Annotated in this window: 20 protein-coding genes and 1 CRISPR repeat array; of the genes, 13 read left to right on the top strand and 7 right to left on the bottom strand. The window is 69.0% G+C overall.

Features of this window, described 5'->3' with window-relative positions:
- The first annotated feature begins 183 nt into the window (after positions 1 to 183).
- From ACFI33_RS08095 to ACFI33_RS08060, 8 genes are all read left to right on the top strand, one after another.
- On the top strand, positions 184 to 897 hold the full coding sequence (locus ACFI33_RS08095; protein ID WP_069941835.1) for a hypothetical protein: 714 nt from the start codon (positions 184 to 186) through the stop codon (positions 895 to 897).
- A 263-nt stretch (positions 898 to 1,160) separates the two neighbouring features.
- The gene (locus ACFI33_RS08090) at positions 1,161 to 1,352 is read left to right on the top strand and encodes a hypothetical protein (RefSeq protein ID WP_049161172.1); all 192 of its coding nucleotides are present in this window, start codon (positions 1,161 to 1,163) and stop codon (positions 1,350 to 1,352) included.
- A 116-nt stretch (positions 1,353 to 1,468) separates the two neighbouring features.
- Positions 1,469 to 2,119 carry a hypothetical protein gene (locus ACFI33_RS08085; RefSeq protein ID WP_069941834.1) on the top strand — a complete coding sequence of 217 codons (651 nt, stop codon included), beginning with the start codon at positions 1,469 to 1,471 and terminating at the stop codon, positions 2,117 to 2,119.
- 251 nt (positions 2,120 to 2,370) lie between these two features.
- Entirely contained in the window at positions 2,371 to 3,036 is a 666-nt protein-coding gene (locus ACFI33_RS08080) for a hypothetical protein (RefSeq protein ID WP_069941833.1), read from the top strand.
- A 212-nt stretch (positions 3,037 to 3,248) separates the two neighbouring features.
- The gene (locus tag ACFI33_RS08075; RefSeq protein WP_031943816.1) at positions 3,249 to 3,578 is read left to right on the top strand and encodes a DUF3846 domain-containing protein; all 330 of its coding nucleotides are present in this window, start codon (positions 3,249 to 3,251) and stop codon (positions 3,576 to 3,578) included.
- A gap of 160 nt (positions 3,579 to 3,738) precedes the next feature.
- Positions 3,739 to 4,008 (top strand): hypothetical protein, encoded by a 270-nt coding sequence (locus tag ACFI33_RS08070; RefSeq protein ID WP_069941832.1) that lies wholly within the window; start codon positions 3,739 to 3,741, stop codon positions 4,006 to 4,008.
- A 79-nt stretch (positions 4,009 to 4,087) separates the two neighbouring features.
- Entirely contained in the window at positions 4,088 to 4,357 is a 270-nt protein-coding gene (locus ACFI33_RS08065) for a hypothetical protein (RefSeq protein WP_069941831.1), read from the top strand.
- Between the two features lie 29 nt (positions 4,358 to 4,386).
- Positions 4,387 to 4,938: a hypothetical protein gene (locus ACFI33_RS08060; protein WP_069941830.1), complete on the top strand. Its 552-nt coding sequence runs from the start codon at positions 4,387 to 4,389 to the stop codon at positions 4,936 to 4,938.
- A gap of 149 nt (positions 4,939 to 5,087) precedes the next feature.
- A CRISPR array of direct repeats spans positions 5,088 to 5,542; the repeat unit is 28 nt; unit sequence GGCTCATCCCTGCGTGCGCGGGGCTTCC.
- A 1-nt stretch (position 5,543) separates the two neighbouring features.
- Here the strand turns inward: ACFI33_RS08060 and ACFI33_RS08055 are convergent.
- The 4 genes from ACFI33_RS08055 to ACFI33_RS08040 form a co-directional block, all read right to left on the bottom strand.
- A complete protein-coding gene (locus tag ACFI33_RS08055; protein ID WP_069941829.1) occupies positions 5,544 to 7,205 on the bottom strand; it encodes an RNA-guided endonuclease InsQ/TnpB family protein in 1,662 nt (553 codons plus the stop codon).
- Between the two features lie 82 nt (positions 7,206 to 7,287).
- Entirely contained in the window at positions 7,288 to 7,920 is a 633-nt protein-coding gene (locus ACFI33_RS08050) for an HNH endonuclease family protein (protein ID WP_240335751.1), read from the bottom strand.
- A gap of 101 nt (positions 7,921 to 8,021) precedes the next feature.
- Positions 8,022 to 8,471 (bottom strand): helix-turn-helix domain-containing protein, encoded by a 450-nt coding sequence (locus ACFI33_RS08045; protein ID WP_069941827.1) that lies wholly within the window; start codon positions 8,469 to 8,471, stop codon positions 8,022 to 8,024.
- Positions 8,472 to 8,474: 3 nt separating this feature from the next.
- A complete protein-coding gene (locus tag ACFI33_RS08040; RefSeq protein WP_031943823.1) occupies positions 8,475 to 8,774 on the bottom strand; it encodes a hypothetical protein in 300 nt (99 codons plus the stop codon).
- 309 nt (positions 8,775 to 9,083) lie between these two features.
- On the opposite strand from ACFI33_RS08040, the gene ACFI33_RS08035 reads away from it, so the two are divergent.
- On the top strand, positions 9,084 to 9,260 hold the full coding sequence (locus ACFI33_RS08035; protein WP_160312128.1) for a hypothetical protein: 177 nt from the start codon (positions 9,084 to 9,086) through the stop codon (positions 9,258 to 9,260).
- A 152-nt stretch (positions 9,261 to 9,412) separates the two neighbouring features.
- Positions 9,413 to 9,673 (top strand): hypothetical protein, encoded by a 261-nt coding sequence (locus ACFI33_RS08030; RefSeq protein WP_127435104.1) that lies wholly within the window; start codon positions 9,413 to 9,415, stop codon positions 9,671 to 9,673.
- On the opposite strand, the gene ACFI33_RS08025 is transcribed toward ACFI33_RS08030, so the two are convergent.
- Together ACFI33_RS08025 and ACFI33_RS08020 are read right to left on the bottom strand one after the other, a co-directional pair.
- Positions 9,670 to 10,134: a hypothetical protein gene (locus ACFI33_RS08025; protein ID WP_069941825.1), complete on the bottom strand. Its 465-nt coding sequence runs from the start codon at positions 10,132 to 10,134 to the stop codon at positions 9,670 to 9,672. The two genes, ACFI33_RS08030 and ACFI33_RS08025, sit on opposite strands and share 4 nt — an antisense overlap.
- Positions 10,135 to 10,582: 448 nt before the next feature.
- A complete protein-coding gene (locus ACFI33_RS08020) occupies positions 10,583 to 11,020 on the bottom strand; it encodes an HNH endonuclease family protein (RefSeq protein WP_241247976.1) in 438 nt (145 codons plus the stop codon).
- A 391-nt stretch (positions 11,021 to 11,411) separates the two neighbouring features.
- Here ACFI33_RS08020 and ACFI33_RS08015 point away from each other — a divergent pair, with 391 nt between their 5' ends.
- Positions 11,412 to 13,559, top strand: a complete 2,148-nt coding sequence (locus ACFI33_RS08015) for a site-specific DNA-methyltransferase (protein ID WP_069941823.1) — start codon at positions 11,412 to 11,414, stop codon at positions 13,557 to 13,559.
- Between the two features lie 5 nt (positions 13,560 to 13,564).
- Positions 13,565 to 16,150, top strand: coding sequence for a DEAD/DEAH box helicase (locus ACFI33_RS08010; protein WP_069941822.1), 2,586 nt, complete (start codon positions 13,565 to 13,567; stop codon positions 16,148 to 16,150).
- Positions 16,151 to 16,189: 39 nt separating this feature from the next.
- On the opposite strand, the gene ACFI33_RS08005 is transcribed toward ACFI33_RS08010, so the two are convergent.
- A complete protein-coding gene (locus ACFI33_RS08005; protein ID WP_101966148.1) occupies positions 16,190 to 16,762 on the bottom strand; it encodes a recombinase family protein in 573 nt (190 codons plus the stop codon).
- A 279-nt stretch (positions 16,763 to 17,041) separates the two neighbouring features.
- Between ACFI33_RS08005 and ACFI33_RS08000 the strand changes: the two genes are divergently transcribed.
- Positions 17,042 to 18,508 (top strand): MFS transporter, encoded by a 1,467-nt coding sequence (locus tag ACFI33_RS08000; RefSeq protein WP_104318915.1) that lies wholly within the window; start codon positions 17,042 to 17,044, stop codon positions 18,506 to 18,508.
- Positions 18,509 to 18,515 lie beyond the last annotated feature (7 nt).

The raw sequence follows: 18,515 nt of genomic DNA, 5'->3' as shown, positions 1-18,515 counted from the left end.
CGGCTGCATCGAGCTGCTGCCGGCAGCCGAGGATCGCGGCACGTCACCGCCCTTCCCTCGACACCACCACGGGCGCGCCGGCCCGCGCTCGCGGATGGTGTTGTGCGCGCGCCGGTGTATGTGTATGGTTGGACACGTCGCGGGGGGCATGAGGCCCCCGGCACCCCTTCCAAGGAGGCTCCCGTGAGCATCGTCAAGAACCCCACCACCACGATCCGATCCCTGCGCCAGGCCCTCCACGCGGCCCTGGCCCCGCTGGGCTGGGCCAGCGACCACGCCCGCGTGAACGGGCGCGTCTGGTTCGAGCTGACCGAGGCCGGCTACCGCCTCACCGTCTCTCGGCCCCGGGAGTGGGCGCGCGCCTACGCTCCCTGCGAGCCGGTCACCCACGGGCAGGGCATGGCTCCGGTGGCCCTGTCCTTCCCGGACGCCCTGAACCTGAGCGAGGAGCTGCACTCGAACCGCCTGCCCGGCACCTACCCGGTGCACCTGGACACGCGCGCCGGATGCCTGTTCATGGAGGTGCAGGCCCCGGACAGCACCGGCCCCTTCTACCGCTCCCCCCACACCCGCGTCTATCGCACCGCCAGCCCCGCCGGGGCCAGCGCCCCCGAGGGCCCGTTCCCCCTGCCGCAGGCGGACCAGCTGATCCCCTCTCCGGTCCCCACGCACGCGGGCACCCTCGCGTCCCTGCTGGGCGCGCGCGCCCGCCTGAACTCCAGCCCCCGCCTCTACACCGTCCCCGGCCGGCCGACCCTGACGGACTGGAGCATCGGCGACTGGGCCCACGGGCGGCTCTACACGCCCCCGCGCCACCGCACCCGCCCGCGCGACCTGGCCGACGAGCACGCCGGACTCGCCGCCCGACACGACGCCGCCGTCCTCTACCTGCCCTGATCCCCACCGCACCCCCGGCCCGGCCGTGCGCCCCGCGCTCGCGGTCGGGCCAGGGCGGGGCGGGGACGTGTCGCGGAGATGAGCTGCCGGCTGCATCGAGCTGCCGGCGGCTGCCGTGGACCGCGACACGTCCCCGCCCTGACCGCGTCCCGGGCCCCCTGCCCCCCACCGCCCGCGTCGGGAGGGAGGACCCGTTCTCCCCCGAGCGGATCGACTCCGCTCTGGCGAGCCTGCCCGACGTCGACGGCGTCCCGGCCCTGAGCGTGCTGTGGCACGCCGGCCAGCAGGGCACCGCCGAGGACGTCGCCCATGCTCTGCTGGAGCGGCGCGCGGCCCTAGAGACCGAGCGGGCCCAGCAGTCCGCGGCCGCCCGCGCGGCCCGCGAGCAGGGGCAGCAGACGGCTCGCGCGCAGGCTCTCCACGACGCCCGCGACGCCGCCACCCGCTCCCACTGACCGCACACGCGCCGCGCTCGCGGATAGTGTTGTGCGCCGGCCGTTATATGTGTATGGTTGGACACGTCGCAGGGGGCACGAGGCCCCCCGCACCCCGAGGCCAAGGAGGCCCCCTGATGTCCCAGCTGCTCTACCGCCCCGCCACCCTCGCCCGCGCGCTCTACGTCGGTTCCCAGGCCGCCCGCGCGGCCGCCACGGACACGGACCCCGACGCCGGCGGCGTGGGCCTGGTCCTCCAGCCTGACGGCTCCCTGCGGATCTACTCCGCGGCAGGGGAGAGCTTCTCCCGCGCCTACGCCGACCCGGCCCCGCGCACGGACACCGGCGACGAGGCCCTGCTCGCAGTGCTCTCGCTCCACGGCACCCAGACCCTGCTGGCCCGCCTGGCCGAACTCGACGACACCTACGAGACCGTGGAGCTGCGCACCGACGCCGTCGGCATCTACCTGGTGCGCGACCTCTGGGTGATCTTCGCTTCCGCCAGCAACAAGGCCGACACGCTCTCCCCGGTGGACACGCTCGCCGTTCGTCCGCGCGACATGGCCGGCCCGGTGCCCCCGAGCACCCCGGACGGCGCCGTCCCCGGCCCCTTGTGGGGGCTCCACGCCGGCCTGTGCCTGGACCTGCTCACGGGCGGGCCGGCCATGGGCCCCGAGGACAGCCTCGACGCCTGGGCCGTCCGCGAGCGCGACGATCTGCTGGCCTGGCACCTGGGCGACTGGGCGCTGGGCCGCACGCACGCCGCCCACGTGAGCCCGCGCGGCTGACCGGCACCCGTCCCCGCCGGCCTCGCGCCGGCGGGGACGGGGGGGACGTGTCGCGGAGACGAGCTGCCGGCTCCATGGAGCTGCCGCCGGCCGCCGGGGACCGCGACACGTCCCCGCCCGCTCCGCGTCACCACCAGGGGCGCGCCGATCCGCGCTCGCGGATGATGTTGTGCAGGCGCCGTTGCATGTGTATGGTTGGACACGTCGCAGGGGGCATGAGGCCCCCAGCACCCCTTCCAAGGAGGAGCCCCATGGGCATCATCACCACCGCCGACCACCTGTACCGAGCCCTGGACCTGGCCGCCTGGCCCACCCGCCTGCCCGCCACCCACACCCCCGGCACCCCGACGCCCGCGGTGATCCTGCGCGCCCGCCAGCAGTGCCTGGAGCTGACCGGCTCCGATGGCACCCACACCTCCCGCGCCGGCGCCCGCGCCCTCGACGTCAGCACCGGCCCCCTCGAGTCTGGGGCCATGCTGCGCGCCGACCAGGCCCACCACCTCATCAAGACCCTGCGCGCCCTGCCCGAGCGCACCCTGCACCCGGTGGCCGTGGAGGCCGACGACGATCTGGTCTACCTCCACCTGGCCGACTCGACCCTGCGCCTACCCAACATCGCCGCCACCGTCCGCCCGCCCGTGGTGGACCCCGCGCTGATCGACCCGGACGTGCTGATCACCTGCCGATGCCTGGACACCCACGTCCCCGCCGGAGTCCTCGCCGAGCTGACCCGCACCGCCCACCGTCACCGCCGCCTCGGTCCCCTGCGCCTGCTCGCCGGCGGCCGCCCCGGCTACCTCGGATGGGACCTCAGCGGCTGGGCCCACGGCATGATGCGCCAGGACCCCGCCGAGGCCGTCAGCACCCACCAGCCCCCCTTCCATCTGCCCGAGTCCATCCTGAACCCCGCCCGCTGACCCCTGCCCGCCCGCGAGCGCGGGGCCCACCCTGGCCCCGCGCTCGCGGCACGCCGGGGACGTGTCGCGGAGATGCGGGGCCGGCTGCATCCGTGGCACAGCCGGCGGCTGATGCGATGCAGGGTGTTGCACATCCGACCGCGTATGTGTATGGTTAGACACATCAGCAGGGATCACCCGGATCCCCGCACCCCATAGAAGGGACAGCCATCATGGCCAATGCAATCCTGATCACCCCCACCGGCGACGTCACCGAGGAGCAGGTCAACGGCCTGGAGGACTTCCAGCAGCACGTCGGCGGCTACGTGGAGGCCCTGTCCTCCGACGATGGCGACCACACCATCTGGCTCAACGAGGAGGGCAAGATCGCCGGCCTGCCGGTCAACTCCAAGGGTCACCGGATCGTCCACGAGCTGACCATCCTCGCCCCGGACGACGTCATCGTCGGCCCGGTGCTGATCACCGGCGACCTGGCCGACGACGGGGAGACCTACCTGCCCCCCACCAAGGCTCTGCGCGAGCGGCTCGGCCTCGACGACTGAGCCCCGCGGGCGGGCGGGCCCCGCGGCCCGCCCGCCCCGGCCGCGCCGGGGCCACCCACGAATCCCACGCCCCTGTTGCGCGATCCCTCTTACGCGTGTATGGTTATACACATCAGCAGGGGTTATCCGGACCCCCGCACCCCTGACGAAAGGGACTCCGATGACCAAGGCCACGATGATCCACCCCGACGGCACCACCGCCGACGTCGAGCTCCACACCATCCCCGCTGACATCGACCGCCTGCTGGGCGCCACCGCTGAGGTCTACAACCCCGGCGACTACGACGGCATGGACGGCGACTGGTCGCTCTGGGCCGACGCCCGCCACAGTTCCTCCCGCCCGTTCAACTCCACGGCCACCGAGATGATCCACGACGCCGGCTTCGACGCCCGCGAGATCATCACCGGCCCCGTCCTGGTGATCCGCTGAGCCTCCCCCGCCCTCCCGCCACACCGGCGGGAGGGCGGGCAGGATGACCATCACGACCTCCACGCCCCCAGGAGACCCCATGCCCCTGAACGCCCTCTCCCGCATCCTGATCACCCCCCACGGCTCCGAGGAGTCCTTCGAGGGCACCGTCGGCGGCCTGATCCGCCACGTCCGCCACGCCGACCCGTCCGCGATCACCGCGCTGGAGCAGTCCCTGCACCGCGCTTGCCGCCTCCCCGACACCGGCGACGTCCGCGAGGCGAGCCTGGAGCACAACCTCGCGGTCCTCACCGCGGCCGACCTCGAGCGCTTGGAGCCCGGGGCCACCATCACCATCCTGGACGCCTGATCCGCCCCGCACCGAAGGAGACCCCCCTGATGCGCACCCGCCCCCTGATCCTGCTCCCCCTGGCCCTGGCCGGCCTCGCCCTCCAGGGGTGCACCGCCACACCTGCTCCTGCCCCGTCGACGAGCGCGAGCGCGGCCCCCACGGCAGCCGCGAGCAGCACCACGGCACCCACTGCGGCCGCCAGCTCGGCCACCCCCACGACACGTCCCTCCAGCTCGGCCCCCGCCAAGCCCGTGGACGTGCAGATCCGCATCCAGTGGATCCCCCGCGACGGCACCACCACCACGGCAGCCCGCGGCGGCGTGAACCTCTTCGTGGGCGGCACCGGCGCGGACACCCACACCAAAGAGACCATCCCCGCCGAGCCCGCCGGCACCACCCCCCTGACCCTGCGCACCCAGGCCAAGCCCGGTGAAAAGATCCAGGTGATCGCCAACGTCCCGCAGCTGCCCGCCGCCGGCGACCTGCACTGCGAGATCATCGCCGACGGCACCACCGCCCCCCTGGACGCCCAGACCGGCGACCCCAAGGGCATGCCCATGGTCCAGTGCGAGGCCACCGTCCCCGAGCCCACCAGCTGAGCATCCCGCGGACACCGCGACACGTCCCCGCATCACCTCCACGACACCCGCAGCTGTCACGAGCACTGGATGGTGTCTAGGAAGGACCGGGACCAGCCCAGATCCCTACGACAGCTCAACCCAGGAGCCGTGAATGCCCCTGGGAGTCTGGCTCATCCCTGCGCGGGCGGAGCTTCCGACGGGCTCACCGACTTTGACGACGTGCCCGTGGGCTCATCCCTGCGTGCGCGGGGCTTCCACGATCGCGGAGCGTTTCGTGGAGAAGATGGGTGGCTCATCCCTGCGTGCGCGGGGCTTCCTCGGCAAGCAGCTCGTCCACAGCAGCAGCGTCGGGCTCATCCCTGCGTGCGCGGGGCTTCCTCTACCCTGCCGTCCTCGAACAGCGTCAGGACGGGCTCATCCCTGCGTGCGCGGGGCTTCCATGGCTCGCATGCTTGCTGACGGCAAGACCAAGGGCTCATCCCTGCGTGCGCGGGGCTTCCACCCTCAGTCAGTCAGTCAGTCCGTCAGTCAGGGGCTCATCCCTGCGTGCGCGGAGCTTCCACGGGCAAGCTGGCGATGGACTGGGAGTCCGCGGGCTCATCCCTGCGTGCGCGGGGCTTCCACTACCTGGCCAGGGCGGATGCTCCGCGCTCTGCGCTTTCCCCTTCGGTTGAGGGGGGTTGGGATGACCAGCCAGTTGCCCGGCTGGACATGCCCACACCCTGGGGTGCGGGCTTGACGCTTCCACGCCCCTGCCTCGCGGCCCCGCCAGATGGCGGGCCCGAGACAGCAGCTCCACGTCCGTTTCGACTCTCCCGACGGCCTCGGGCGAGCTCGACCCCTGCTCCACGCTCCTCCTGCACAGCCCACGCCCGGATGTTGATCGCGGCGTTCACGTCGCGGTCGATCACCAGGTGGCAGGCCTCGCACTCGAAGGTCCGCTCGGCCAGGGACAGCGTGGATTTGACTGTCCCGCAGCGCGAGCACGCCTTCGAGGAGGGCGCGAATCGGTCGATCATCTTCACCTGGGACCCTGCCCAGGAGGTCTTGTAGTCCAGCTGCCGGCGCAGCATCCCCAGCCCGGCATCCAGGATCGCCCGGTTCAACCCGGACTTGGCGGCCACGTTCCTACCCGGCGCCTCGAGCGTCCCGCGGGCCGAACGGGTCATCCCCGCCACGTTCAGGTCCTCCAGGGCGACCACCGCGAAGTCCGTCGCCAGTCTCGTGGACACCTGATGCAGCAGCCCCGCCCGACGTAGGGCGATCCCGTGCTGGAGTGCCGCGATCTGCCGGCGCACGCGCTCGCGGCGGTTCGAGCCGGGCTGGGTGCGGGCGTGGGCACGCTGGAGGCGGGTTAGGCGGGCGGCCTGGCGGGCACCGGGGCGGCCGTTGTCGATGACCTCGCCGGTGGAGAGGGCGGCCAGGTGCTTGACGCCCAGGTCCACGCCGACGGCGCCGTTGGCGCGCTGGCGACGGCTGGGCCCGGTCCGGATGGGGGTGGGGTCGGCAACGAGGATCGAGGCGTACCACCGTCCGCCGGCCTGGGAGATGGTCATGGACCGGATCTGGGCGCCGCGGCGGCAGGCGCGGACCAGGCGGCTGGTCTTGTCGTAGGTGCGGATGGTCCCCAGGGAGGCCAGGCGCAGGTGCCGGTGGTCGGTGATCACCCCGCGGCGGGGCTCGCCGCGCTTGTAGGGGGTGCCCGCGGCGCCGATGACCTCGGGGGCGGGGATGGTGAAGCTGTCCCGGGACCGGCCCTTCTTCTTGAACCGCGGCAGGCCGACGCGCGCGCCGGCGCGCGTGCCGGAGGCGGAGGCCATCCAGTTCTCGGTGGCCTTCGCGGCGTTCTGGAGGCCGGAGACCAGGACGCGGCGGGGCACGGTGTGCATCCAGGGCTCGGCGTATCGCTCGTCGGTCCATGCTTCGGCCGGGTCGGCGCCGGCGGCGATCGCGGCGGCGGCCTCACGGTGGCGGCGGATCAGCGGGGTCAGGTGGGCCGTGGAGTACGACTGGTAGCTGGCCACGCGGAGGGTGGGGTCGGCGGCGCGCTCGGCCTTCATGCGCGCGGCCAGCTCGGGGCCGGCCAGCCCGGTCTCGGCCAGCTCGGTGCGACGGGCGGCACCGGCGGCCAGGGCGGCCCGGTTGTGGGCGGTGAGCATGTTGTAGGCGACGCGCGCGGCGCCGGCGTACTGGGCCAGCAGGGTGGCCTGGGCGGGGTTGGGGTCCAGGCGGTGCTTGAACGCGCGCAGCCTCGGGGCCAGGTCGGTACCCGTGGTAGTCGTCATCGCTCACACCTCCTCCTGCGCCAGCATCGTCCATCCGTTCAGGGGCATGGTCACCCACCCCCCGGACACGTTACGGCCTCGCTCACCCAGCCGGGCAGGAGGCCAACACCCTGCGCATCGCCGCGCGCTCGCGCTCGGTGACGCTCAGCCCCCACTTGGCCTTCACCACCACCTGGTGCTCCACGAGCTCACATCGGCCCGCAACGGTGTCCGGCAGCCAGTCCGCCGCGGTCGCATCCGACTTCGAGTTGTTCGCCGGCCCATCCACGGCCAGCAGATTCGCCGGGTCGTTGGCGAACGCCGTGCGCTGGGACTCGTCCCACGCCCACGCCCCGGAGGCCCAGGCATCGGCAAGGGAGACCGTGTGGTCGATCTGCACGGCCTGGGAGTCCTGGGAGGAGAAGGGGATCGTAGCGCCGCTGTAGGGGTCCACGAGCTGGCCGGAGAGCACCTTGCACCCCTGCGTGCCGGGCTTGATCTGCACCTGTGTCAGGTCGCGCCGCAGCACGTCGTTGCGGGTGTCACAGCCGTTGCGGTCCACGTCCGCCCAGCGCTGGCCGAACGCGTCTCGCGTGTAGGCGCTGGCCGGTGCCGCGGAGGTCAGGGCCAGCTGCTCGAGCTGGCCCCCGACCGGGCCGGCCGCCGGCGTCGGGGACGTGTCGCCGAGTGAGGGCAGCTCCACTCCGCTGGGCAGCGCCACCTTGGGAAGCTTCACCTCTGGCACCTGGACCCCCTGCACATGTCCACCCCCGACGGCGCCAGCCACACCCAGAGCGGCCACCACGGCGACGACGCTCGAGACCCATCGACGCACGCTCACGAGCCCGCCCCCTCACGCTCCTGCGGAGTGGGCACAGCCTCGATCACGGCGTGCAGCCCATGGCTCACCCGCAGCCGGCGCGCGGCCTCGGCGGTGGCCGCCCGGTGCAGCTCCACGGGAATCACCGCGATGCCATCACCCATGTCCGGCTCCTCCATCTCCGGCAACCACCTGTAGAAGGAACCGCGGGAAGCGTAGGTCAACATCAGCGCGGCACCGGCCTGCTCATGCACGCGCAAGGTCTCGGCGATCAGCTCCTCCACGAGGCGCTCGCGGTAGTCCTCCAGGCGGGTCATGGCCGAGTCGATCCAGGACCAGTCCCGCGGCGGGTTCTTGCCGAACTCCCAGCGGGTGATGCTCTTCTCCGCGACACCCAGGGTGTCGGCGAGGGCGTCGCGGGACAGACCGAGGGCCTCTCGGCGGCACTTCAGCTCGATAGCGTTCATGGCTCAGCCCTCCGCCTTCTGGTCGGCCGGCTCGTCCTGGTCGGTCACGCCGTACTCCTGACGCAGGGCCTCCTCCTCGAGGCGCAGGCGGGTGATGGCCTTCATCAGGGGCTCGCGACGGGTGTGCAGCTCGTTGTTGGCGGCGTCCTCCCAACTGTCCAGGGTCCAGCCGGCGCCCTGGATCTTGCTGACCATGACGGCATCGGGGGCGCGCAGGTCGTTCTTGATGCGGGTCCAGGTGGAGGGCGAGGTGAAGCCGGCTTGCCGAGCCATCTCGTTGACGGAGTAGTAGAAGGTGGTCATGGGTGTGCTCTCTCAATCTGGAGGCGACAGAATCACCTCACGTAGGTCTAGCAATACACGTCAAACCATACGCGTCATTCCATACACCCGCAACCCCTATCCACAACCCTCCCCCCGTCACCACTGCCCCTGCTACGGTTTACACAGGTCGAACGTGAGCCCATCCCGTAGGGCCTGCGACTTAGAAGCCCTCCTGGCCATCCCCCCTCCGCGCCGGGAGGGCTTCGCTCTGCCTGGCGCCCAGAAGGGACATCACGGCCGCGCGACGGCCTTATCCACGGTGAAGGACACCCGCGGATCGGAGGAGCCATGAGCATCGAGGTCGAGCACCTGGAGGCCGCCCTGGCCGAGGCCAGCGAGGTGGTGACAGACAGCGAGCGCGCGCATGCGAGCACCGCAGCCTGTCATTGGTGGCACTGCTGCCAGGTGCTGCGGCGGTTCATCGACACCCCGGACGCCTTCCCGCCGGCGGCGCTGGTCGCCTAGACTGGACCCCAGAAGCGCCCCGCTTTCCCGTTGATCTGACAGTCGCAGGAACCTCGCGGGGCGCTTTCGCGCGTCCAGAGCTTATTGCCCTCCACTTGCCAGCCCACCTAGTATGTTGACGTCAGATCAACGTAAGGGTGGAGGTGTCCCTGATGATCCAGGTGTCCTGGCAAGGGCGGATGACCACGTCCCTGCCGAGCACAGATTCCGAGGTGGCCCGCTGGGTCGCCCACGACCGCCCCGAGATGGTGCGCGCCCAGACCGCCGACGGCACCGCCTACCGGCCCGACGCCGCTCAGGTCCTCGCGTTCATGCAAGCCCAGGCCCACCTGGCCCAGATGCTGCGCTTCCAGTACGCCGCCGCCCACGGGCTGGTGCCCGCGCACGCAGGCGCCGTGCTGACCGCGCCCTAGTCCCGCCACTTCTGCGGAATGGCATCCACCATCATCTCTCGAAAGGTCTCGGGAGCGTCTGCCTGGCCCCTCATGGTTGCCTTGTCCTGCACTACCACCGCGACGAGCAGAAACAACGGAGTGAGAGTACTGAGGATGTAGCCCGGAGCAGACCACATCTCCGCCGCAAGGCCCATCACCAGTAGCCACAGAGACCCGTAAAGGATCGTCGCCCATGCGGACCACGGAAACCGCTTCCATCCCGTAGGGCGAAGACTCGCCAGCACCCGCAAGCTGGTTGCCGCCAAGACCGCAAGGACAGCAGACTCCTTTACCCATGCAGGCTCGTCGGCGGTCGCGCCAGCCGCCGCCAGCAGAGCACCCCCCGCCGTTATCACGGAGGCCAACAACGTGATAACCGCCGCTCTGTATCTCCCCTTCCTCGCCCACTTCTCTTGCAGCTCCTTCGCACGAGCAGCCACCACATCATCGGGCAGTGGGTCAGCGGGCCGTGGTGCTCGATCTTGGGCAACCACAGCGCGGAAAGCAGCTACCACCCCGCACACCCCCAGCACCCAATCGACCACGTTCAGCGATCCACTCCTGCGCCCCGGTGCGCGCGACATCCTCAGCACCCCCTCTCGAGGACGCGGGCGTGTAGGGGCGTCTGCCCGGGATCCAGCACCGCGTGTTCAAGACCCGTGCTCTCGGTCATGGTCGTTCTCCGTTCAGGTAGTTCGGCGCCGTCTCAGTCGTCCTCGCCGTGCAGGTAAAAGCGCAACACGCCCACGATTCGCTTGTGGATCTCAGGGGTGGCCGTGACAGACATGGGTACGAACACAAGTCCTCGAGCCAGCCCCCGGGTGGACCAACGCCCACACCCGCAGCCGTCAACGGCCAGGGGATGGGCGCCATTGCGGCCGCGCAGCCTCAGTACCGGGTCACCTTCAGAGTGGTGTTCGCGCAGGAGGCGGCCTTCTTCACCAAGAACGCCTTCTCCGTGGCGTCAGCCTTCAACCCCCAGCGGATCTTCACCGCGGTCCAGTCCGCGATGTACTGGCACTGGTTCTTCGGCGGCAGCCACTGCTCCGGACCGCGGGCCTGCTTGGCAGAGTTCAACGCCGAGGTCTGCGCGCTCAGCGACCGGGCATCCCCCAAGTCGTTGTAGAACGCCACCCGCTTGGCCTTGGTCCAGTACCGAGCTCCCGAGCCCCACGCCTCATGCACGGGCACCATGTGATCGATCTGCACCGTCGAAGCAGACGTGTGCGTACGCAGATCCCAGCTGCTCACCCACTTGCCCGTGGCCACCGTGCACTTACGGGCCGTCGTGAACTTCGGGGTGGTCTTGGACTCTGCGATCAACACCTCCGCCCGCGTGTTCTGGCAGTCCCTGTTCGCATCCTTCCAGTCCCCGAACTGGGCAGCCCGGTCATAGCCGGCATTGTTCTCCGCCGCCACCGGCAACGACGCCACAGCCGTGCGCAACGGGGCCGAATACGTAGTGCCGGCCGCCGCCGGGCCCGCACCCCCCAGGACAGCGGTGGCGACGAAAACAGCAGCAGTGGCCAGAGAAGCCAGAGAGCGTCGTGACATGGGCGAGTTCCTTGCTCGAGTGGATGACGCGATGCGAAATCGCATCGCAGCTGATCCTAAGCTCGCGCGAAGCCCCTGCTCGGCACGAGATCCCCGGTCCCTAGGATGGGCAGGATCAGCGCGGACAGCGCCCCATGCCACTCGGCCCAAAGAAAGAACACCCGTGTCTCGACTGACTGACCTGCTCGCCCAGGCCCGCAAGACCGACCCACAGCTGGCCACAGACCTGGAAGCTGAGTTCCGCCAGCTCACCCGACACAACCAGTTTGGTCTCGTGTTTGAGCGCCACCAGCCCGAGGCCGTCGAGCTGCCCGGCCGACCCGTACGCCGCGGAGACACCGTCCGCGTGCTGCCCCCGCGGGGGACCCTCACCATCGGGGACACCCGTCACTGGGTCGTCACCGACCTCGAACGCACCCCAGATGGCAAGCAAGCCCACCTGACCGAAGCAGACGTCGACCCCGAGGTCCGCGAGCCGGCCACCTCAACAGCAGCAATCGAGGACCTGGTGGTCGTCGCCCGCTTCGAGGACCCGATCTACCCGGGCCTGGTCGAGACAGGCCGCGTCGAAAACGGTGGGGACAAGCCGTTCCACACGGTCATCAACGCCGAGAACTTCCACGCCCTCGCGATGCTCACATACACCCACCGCCACAAGGTGGACTGCGTCTACATTGACCCGCCCTACAACACCGGGGCGAAGGACTGGAAGTACAACAATGACTACGTCGCCTCCGATGACGACTACCGCCACTCGAAGTGGCTGTCCTTCATGGAACGCCGCCTCCAGGTTGCCCGTGAACTCCTCAATCCTGAGGACTCCGTCCTAATCGTCACCATCGACGAGAAGGAGTATCTCCGCCTGGGAATGCTCCTCGAGCAGACGTTCCCCGACGCTCGTATCCAGATGGTCTCAAGTGTCATCAACCCCAAGGGGGTTGCACGAGGAAAGGCGTTTCGTCGCACGGACGAATACATCTATTTCGTCATGCTGGGCGAGTCAGGGCCCGCACGTCTGCCCCTTGGTCCAGGGTGGCAGGCTGGCGCCATCGCCGCCTCGACCTCGAAACCCGAGGGGCCGGGATGGACTTCCCTCATGCGTCGCGGATCGCACTCGGCCAGGTCCGACCGGCCGGGTCTCTACTATCCGATTTTCGTCGACCCCGAAAAAATGCAAGTCGTCGCAGCGGGGGACCCGATTCCCTTGGGAGAACGAACTGTTGCCGCCAGACCGGGCCTAACAACCGTTCTTCCTATTCGGACCGATCAGTCCGAGGGAAACTGGCAGTGCAGTGGGCCGGAACTCATGCGCCGCCTAGACGAGGGACGTGTGCGAGTGGGACGTGAGACCCACTACGGGTACGTCATCAACTACCTCCCCGAAGGGGCTTGGAAAGAAGTCTGCTCTCCTGCTTTCGAGATCACCGGCCGCGCTCCAGACGGCTCAGTGGAGGCTGTGCGCATTGACGCAGACAGCGGTCTTCAACTTGCGCCAACCCAGTGGAAGATCGAGGGACACAACGCTTCCGAGCATGGTTCGTCCCTCCTGCGTCGCCTTATGCCGGGTCGCAAGTTTCCGTTCCCAAAGGCGCTCTATGCCGTCGAGGACACTCTTCGCTTCTTCGTGAAGGACAAGCCCAACGCCGTCATCCTCGACTTCTTCTCGGGCTCTGGCACGACGGCGCACGCGGTCATGCGCTTGAACAAGCAGGACGGCGGTCATCGTCAGTGCATCAGCGTGACGAACAACGAGGTGTCCGCTGAGGAGCAGAAGGGTCTACGCGCGAAGGGGCTTCGTCCCGGTGACGCGGAGTGGGAGCAGTGGGGCATCTGCGACTACGTCACCAAACCCCGCGTCACTGCGGCCATCACGGGGAAGACCCCTGACGGGGACCCGATCAAGGGCGAGTACAAGTTCACTGACGAGTTCCCCATGGCCGACGGCTTCGAGGAGAACGCGGCGTTCTTCACGCTGACCTATGAGGCGCCCCGGCAGGTCCGCCGCAACCGTGCCTTCGCCCGGATTGCGCCGATGCTCTGGCTCAAGGCTGGCTCTCGCGGTCGCATCATCTCCAGCCTTCCAGAACGGGGCTGGGATGTGGCTCAGACCTACGGGGTACTCGAGGACATGGACCACGCCCCCGAGTTCTTGGCCGCCCTGGAGGCTGACCCCCAGGTAGGGATGGCGTTCATCGTGACCGACTCCGAGGTGGCCTTCCAGTCCGTGGCCCGACAGCTGCCCGAACACACCACCGCGGTGCGCCTGTACGAGTCCTACCTGCACAACTTCCAGATCAACCGGAGGGCCTGACCCCCATGCGTTACACCCTCAAGGACTACCAGGCCCAGGCTGTCGAGCAGGTCCTGAACCGGCTGCATCGAGCCAGGAAGAACTACCAGGACGACGGCGTCCTGTCCCAGTTCTCCCTGGCCGCGGCCACCGGGGCCGGCAAGACGGTGATGGCCGCGGCCATCATCGAGGCCCTGTTCTTCGGTTCCGACCAGTACACCGAGGACATCGCCCCCGACCCCGGGGCCACCGTGCTCTGGTTCTCCGACGACCCGGACCTGAATGATCAGTCCCGCGCCCGGATCCATGCCGCATCCTCCGAGCTAGACGGTCGGCTGCGCACCGTGGAGAACTCCTTCGCCGAGACCACCTTCGCCCCCGGCCAGGTGTACTTCCTCAACGCCCAGAAGCTGCGCGAAGGAGCCCGCCTGGTGCGCGGGGCCCAGGACCCCACCAACGCCGCCACCCCGGTAATGGCCGCCCCCGACATGGCCCAGCGCACCATCTACGACGTCATCGCCAACACCGTGGCCACCCCCGGACGAACCCTGTACTTCATCCTGGACGAGGCACACCGGGGCATGAAGACCACCAAGAAGAACGACCAGGAGCGGGCCACCATCGTCCAGCGCCTGATCAACGGCACCGCCCTGGCCCCGGCCATGCCGATCGTGCTCGGGATCTCCGCCACCGTGGAACGCTTCACCCAGGCCATGGCCCATGCCACCGACCGGGACGCGCTCTCCCCCGTGCAGGTCGACCCCGCGCTCGTGCAGGCCTCCGGGCTACTCAAGGACGATGTGGTCCTCACCATCCCCGAGGAAGCCGGCGCCTTCGACACCACGCTGCTGCGCGAGGCCGTGGCCCGCACGAAGGCTTCCACCCGGGCCTGGGCCGCCTACGCCGCCGAGCAGGACGAACCGAACCCGGTGGTGCCGCTACTGGTCGTGCAGGTCGCCGACAAACCCAGCGACGAGCACCTCTCGCGAATCCTGGATGTCATCCACCAGGAGTGGCCCGAGCTACGGCCCCAGGACATAGCCCACGTCTTCGGCACCCACACCGACCGGCACCTGCCCGGCCAGATCGTCAACTACATCGCCCCCCAGCGAGTGCAGGAAACCACGCACATCCGGGTGCTGCTGGCCATGGAGGCGATCTCCACCGGCTGGGACTGCCCCAGGGCGGAGGTGCTGATGTCCTTCCGCACCTACAAGGACGCCACCTACGTCCACCAGCTGCTGGGCCGGATGGTCCGCACCCCCCTGGCCCGACGCATCCCGGGCAACGAGGTGCTCAACTCCATCGACTGCTTCCTGCCCCACTTCGACAAGACCACCTCCACCGCCATCGCCCAGACCTTGATGCGCGGACAGTCCGACATGGACGACACCACTTCCGACCCCGCCCGCGCATCCGCCCGGCGGGTGCTGTTCGACCCGGTCACCCTGACACCGAACCCGGCGGTGGGAGAAGACGTGTGGGCGGTGTTCGACGCCCTGCCCTCGATGACCATCCCCCGGGGAGCCACCAAACCGCTCAAGCGCCTGGACATCCTGGCCAACGCCCTCTCCCACGACGGGCTGCTGCCCGGGGCGATCAAGACCGCCGCGCACACAATGTGCAAGCTCCTGGACGGATGCAGGGTGCAGTACTCCGAGCAGATCGCCGCGGCCCGCCAGGATGTGCTCACCCTGTCGGCCCAGCGGCTGACCGGCCGGCTGGGAACCACAACCCTGAGCACCACCAGCCTGGAGCTGCTGGCCGATGACCGGGCCATCGAGGAGGCTGCGGCCGCGGCGGCCGGCACCCTCACCGGCTGGATCGCTGGGGCCTACATCGATCACATCGTCCCCGAGGACGAAGAGGATCTCGACCTGCGCGAAGGAGACACCATCATCGCCTCCCTGGCCCGCACCTCCGAGGTCGTCGCCGATCTGGAGGCCAAGGCCGACAAGCTCGTGCAGGACTGGCTGAGCCAGTACCGCGTGCAGATCAACGGCCTGACCGATGAGCGCCAGGCAGTGTATGACCGGGTGCGGGAGATGGCCCGTCGGCCTGAACGTGTGGACCTGACCCGCCCGAAGTTGGCCCAGGCCGACCAGCAGGAGCGCCTCCCTGATGGCAGCGAGCGTCCTCTGCCGACCCGCACTCTGCATTTGATGGCCGCCGAGGACGGCACCGTACCTGTGGATCTGAACGCCTGGGAGCGGCAGGTGCTGGACTCCGAGGCCGCCGAGCCCTCCTTCCGGGGCTGGTACCGCAACCCCTCCCGGGCCTCCAAGCAGTCTTTGGCGATCCCGTTCCAGGACGGCGCCGGCCAGTGGCAGGCCCTGCGCCCGGACTTCGTGTTCTTCCACGCCAACCAGGACGGCACGATCCGCGCGGACATCGTGGACCCCCACGGCACGCACCTGGCCGACGCCTTGCCCAAGCTGCGGGGCCTGGCCGAGTACGCCCAGGCCCACGGGGATGCCTTCGGCCGGATCGAGGCCGTCGCTGAGATCGACGGCCAGCTGCGGGTGCTGGACATGAAGAACGACGTCGTCCGGGCCAGCGTCCACGCAGCCCAAGACGCCGAATCCCTGTACAAGGCCGCGCCCGCTTACTGAAGCAGAAACCCAGGTGGTGTCGGCGGCCGAGGATGGGGTTCAGTCTGAGGCTTGCCGGCGCAACGAGGTGTACAGGGTCTGCCGGCTCACCCCGAACGTGCGCGCCACTTCGGCCTTCGGGATCCCCATCTGAATCATCACGCGCGCCTGCTCCACGTCCGCATCAGAGAGCTTCGGGGCCTGCACGTACTTGCCGCGGGCCTTGGCTAGGGCGATGCCCTCAGCCTGGCGCTCCTTGATCCGCCGGCGCTCGAACTCAGCGAACGCCGCCAGGATGCCCAGCATGAGCCCGTCCACCGGGGAGGTGCCGGACTTGTCCACGGTGATGCGCTCGGACACGAACTGCACCGCGCACCCCTTGTCGGTGAGCTCATCCACGATCGCGTACAGATCCCGGGTGTCCCGTCCCAGCCGGTCCATCGAGGCGACCTTCACCAGGTCCCCCTCCCGCACGTACTTCATCAGCTCGGCCAACCCGGTGCGCTTGGCGCGGGAGCTGCCGGAGATCTTGTCCTGAAAGATGCGGTCGCACTCCCCCACCGCCTCGAGCTGACGGTCCAGGTTCTGTTCCGCCGAGCTCACCCGCACGTACCCCACGGTCTGTCCAACCACGTCTTAGACCTCCCGACACTTCTGTCTAACGACCCGGTTTGAGACCGTCTTCGACGTGATGGTCTCGTGGGCGGACGGAGTGTGTAAAGGGGTATACCCGGCTTGACGCCGGGATGGGGCAATGAACACCCAGCTGGATTGTGAGGCATCCCTCTGTCGGAGCGTTGACGTTTACTTTACTAACCTGTTAGTATAGTTTCGTTGATGCGACTACAGGCAGAGGACAGGGGTACAACAGTGAACGACGTTGGATCATCGCCGCGGCGGTGGTGGCTGCTCATGACCGTGGGGGCCGGCCTGCTACTCATCACCCTCGACAATTCGATCCTCTACACCGCCTTGCCTACGTTGACCGCAGACCTCGGCGCGTCCGGATCCTCGACACTGTGGATCATCAACGCCTACCCCCTGGTCATGGCTGGCCTCCTCTTGGGAGCAGGCACACTGGGCGATCGCATCGGCCACCGCCGAATGTTCGTCGTCGGCCTGTGGATCTTCGGTGCCGCATCACTGGCAGCGGCATTCTCGCCCAACCCTGCCTTCCTGATCGGCGCCAGGGCACTCCTCGCTGTGGGGGCCGCAGCGATGATGCCCGCCACGCTTGCTCTGATCCGCCTCGCGTTCGACGATCCTCGTGAGCGCAACATCGCCATCGCCATCTGGGGGAGCCTGTCGATCGCGGGGGCAGCGCTCGGACCCATTCTCGGCGGCGCCCTTCTCGAACGGTTCTGGTGGGGATCTGTTTTCCTCATCAATGTCCCCGTTGTTGCCATCGCACTTGTGGCGACCGCAATCATCGCGCCGCACAACCATCCCGATCCGTCGAAGAAGTGGGATCTCGTCTCATCCCTCTATGCGATGGTCGGGCTGGTGGGCACCGTGCTCGTCATCAAGGAACTGGCCCATATTCCACAGAACTGGGTTCTGATCGCAGGGGCGCTGGCGTCAGCAGTCATCGGGTTCGTCCTCTTCGTGCGACGCCAGGGCCGATTGGAAGAACCACTCATCGAGTTCTCCATCTTCCGCAACCGCGCCTTCGCTGGCGGCTCTCTGGCAGCCTTCTTCGCGATGTTCACCATCGCTGGCGCCCAGCTCGCGACCACACAGCGCTTCCAGCTCGTCGAGGGCTTCACCCCCCTGCAAGCAGGCCTGCTAGTCGCAGCCAGCGCGCTTGGCGCCCTGCCCTCAGGTGTCCTAGGGGCCGCGATCCTGCACATCGTGGGCCTGCGGATCATTATCTCCGGCAGCCTCGCCATCGCCGCCCTAGGACTAGCTCTCGCCGTGCTGGCCTCTGCGAACGGATCACTACCCCTGCTGGTCGTCAGCTTCATCGTGACCGGCTTCGGCCTGGGCGGCACCTTCGCCGTCGCTTCCGCCGCCATTATGGGCAACGCGCCTCCGCGAAAGGCCGGCATGGCGGCCTCGATCGAAGAAGTCTCCTATGAGATGGGCTCCCTCTCGGCTGTAGCACTCCTCGGGAGCCTCCTGACCTTCGTCTACGCCACAGTCGTCCGACTCCCGGATGGCACTCCCGCCGCAGCGGGGGAGAGCATTGCCGATGCCCTCGGGATCGCCGACGGAGATCTCGACGTGATCGCAGCCGCCACCTCCGCCTACGACACGGCCTATTTGGTCACGATGATCGTCCTCGCTGTCATGCTGGCTAGTGGAGCCGCTCTGACCAATCGGCTGCTCCGCGCTTACGGGCGCGGCAGCGAGGCAATGGAGTACGCCGAAAACCACTGAACCAATC

It is taken from the genome of Micrococcus sp. PSi08 (assembly GCF_054960655.1).
This window is presented reverse-complemented; position numbering and strand designations above follow the sequence as displayed.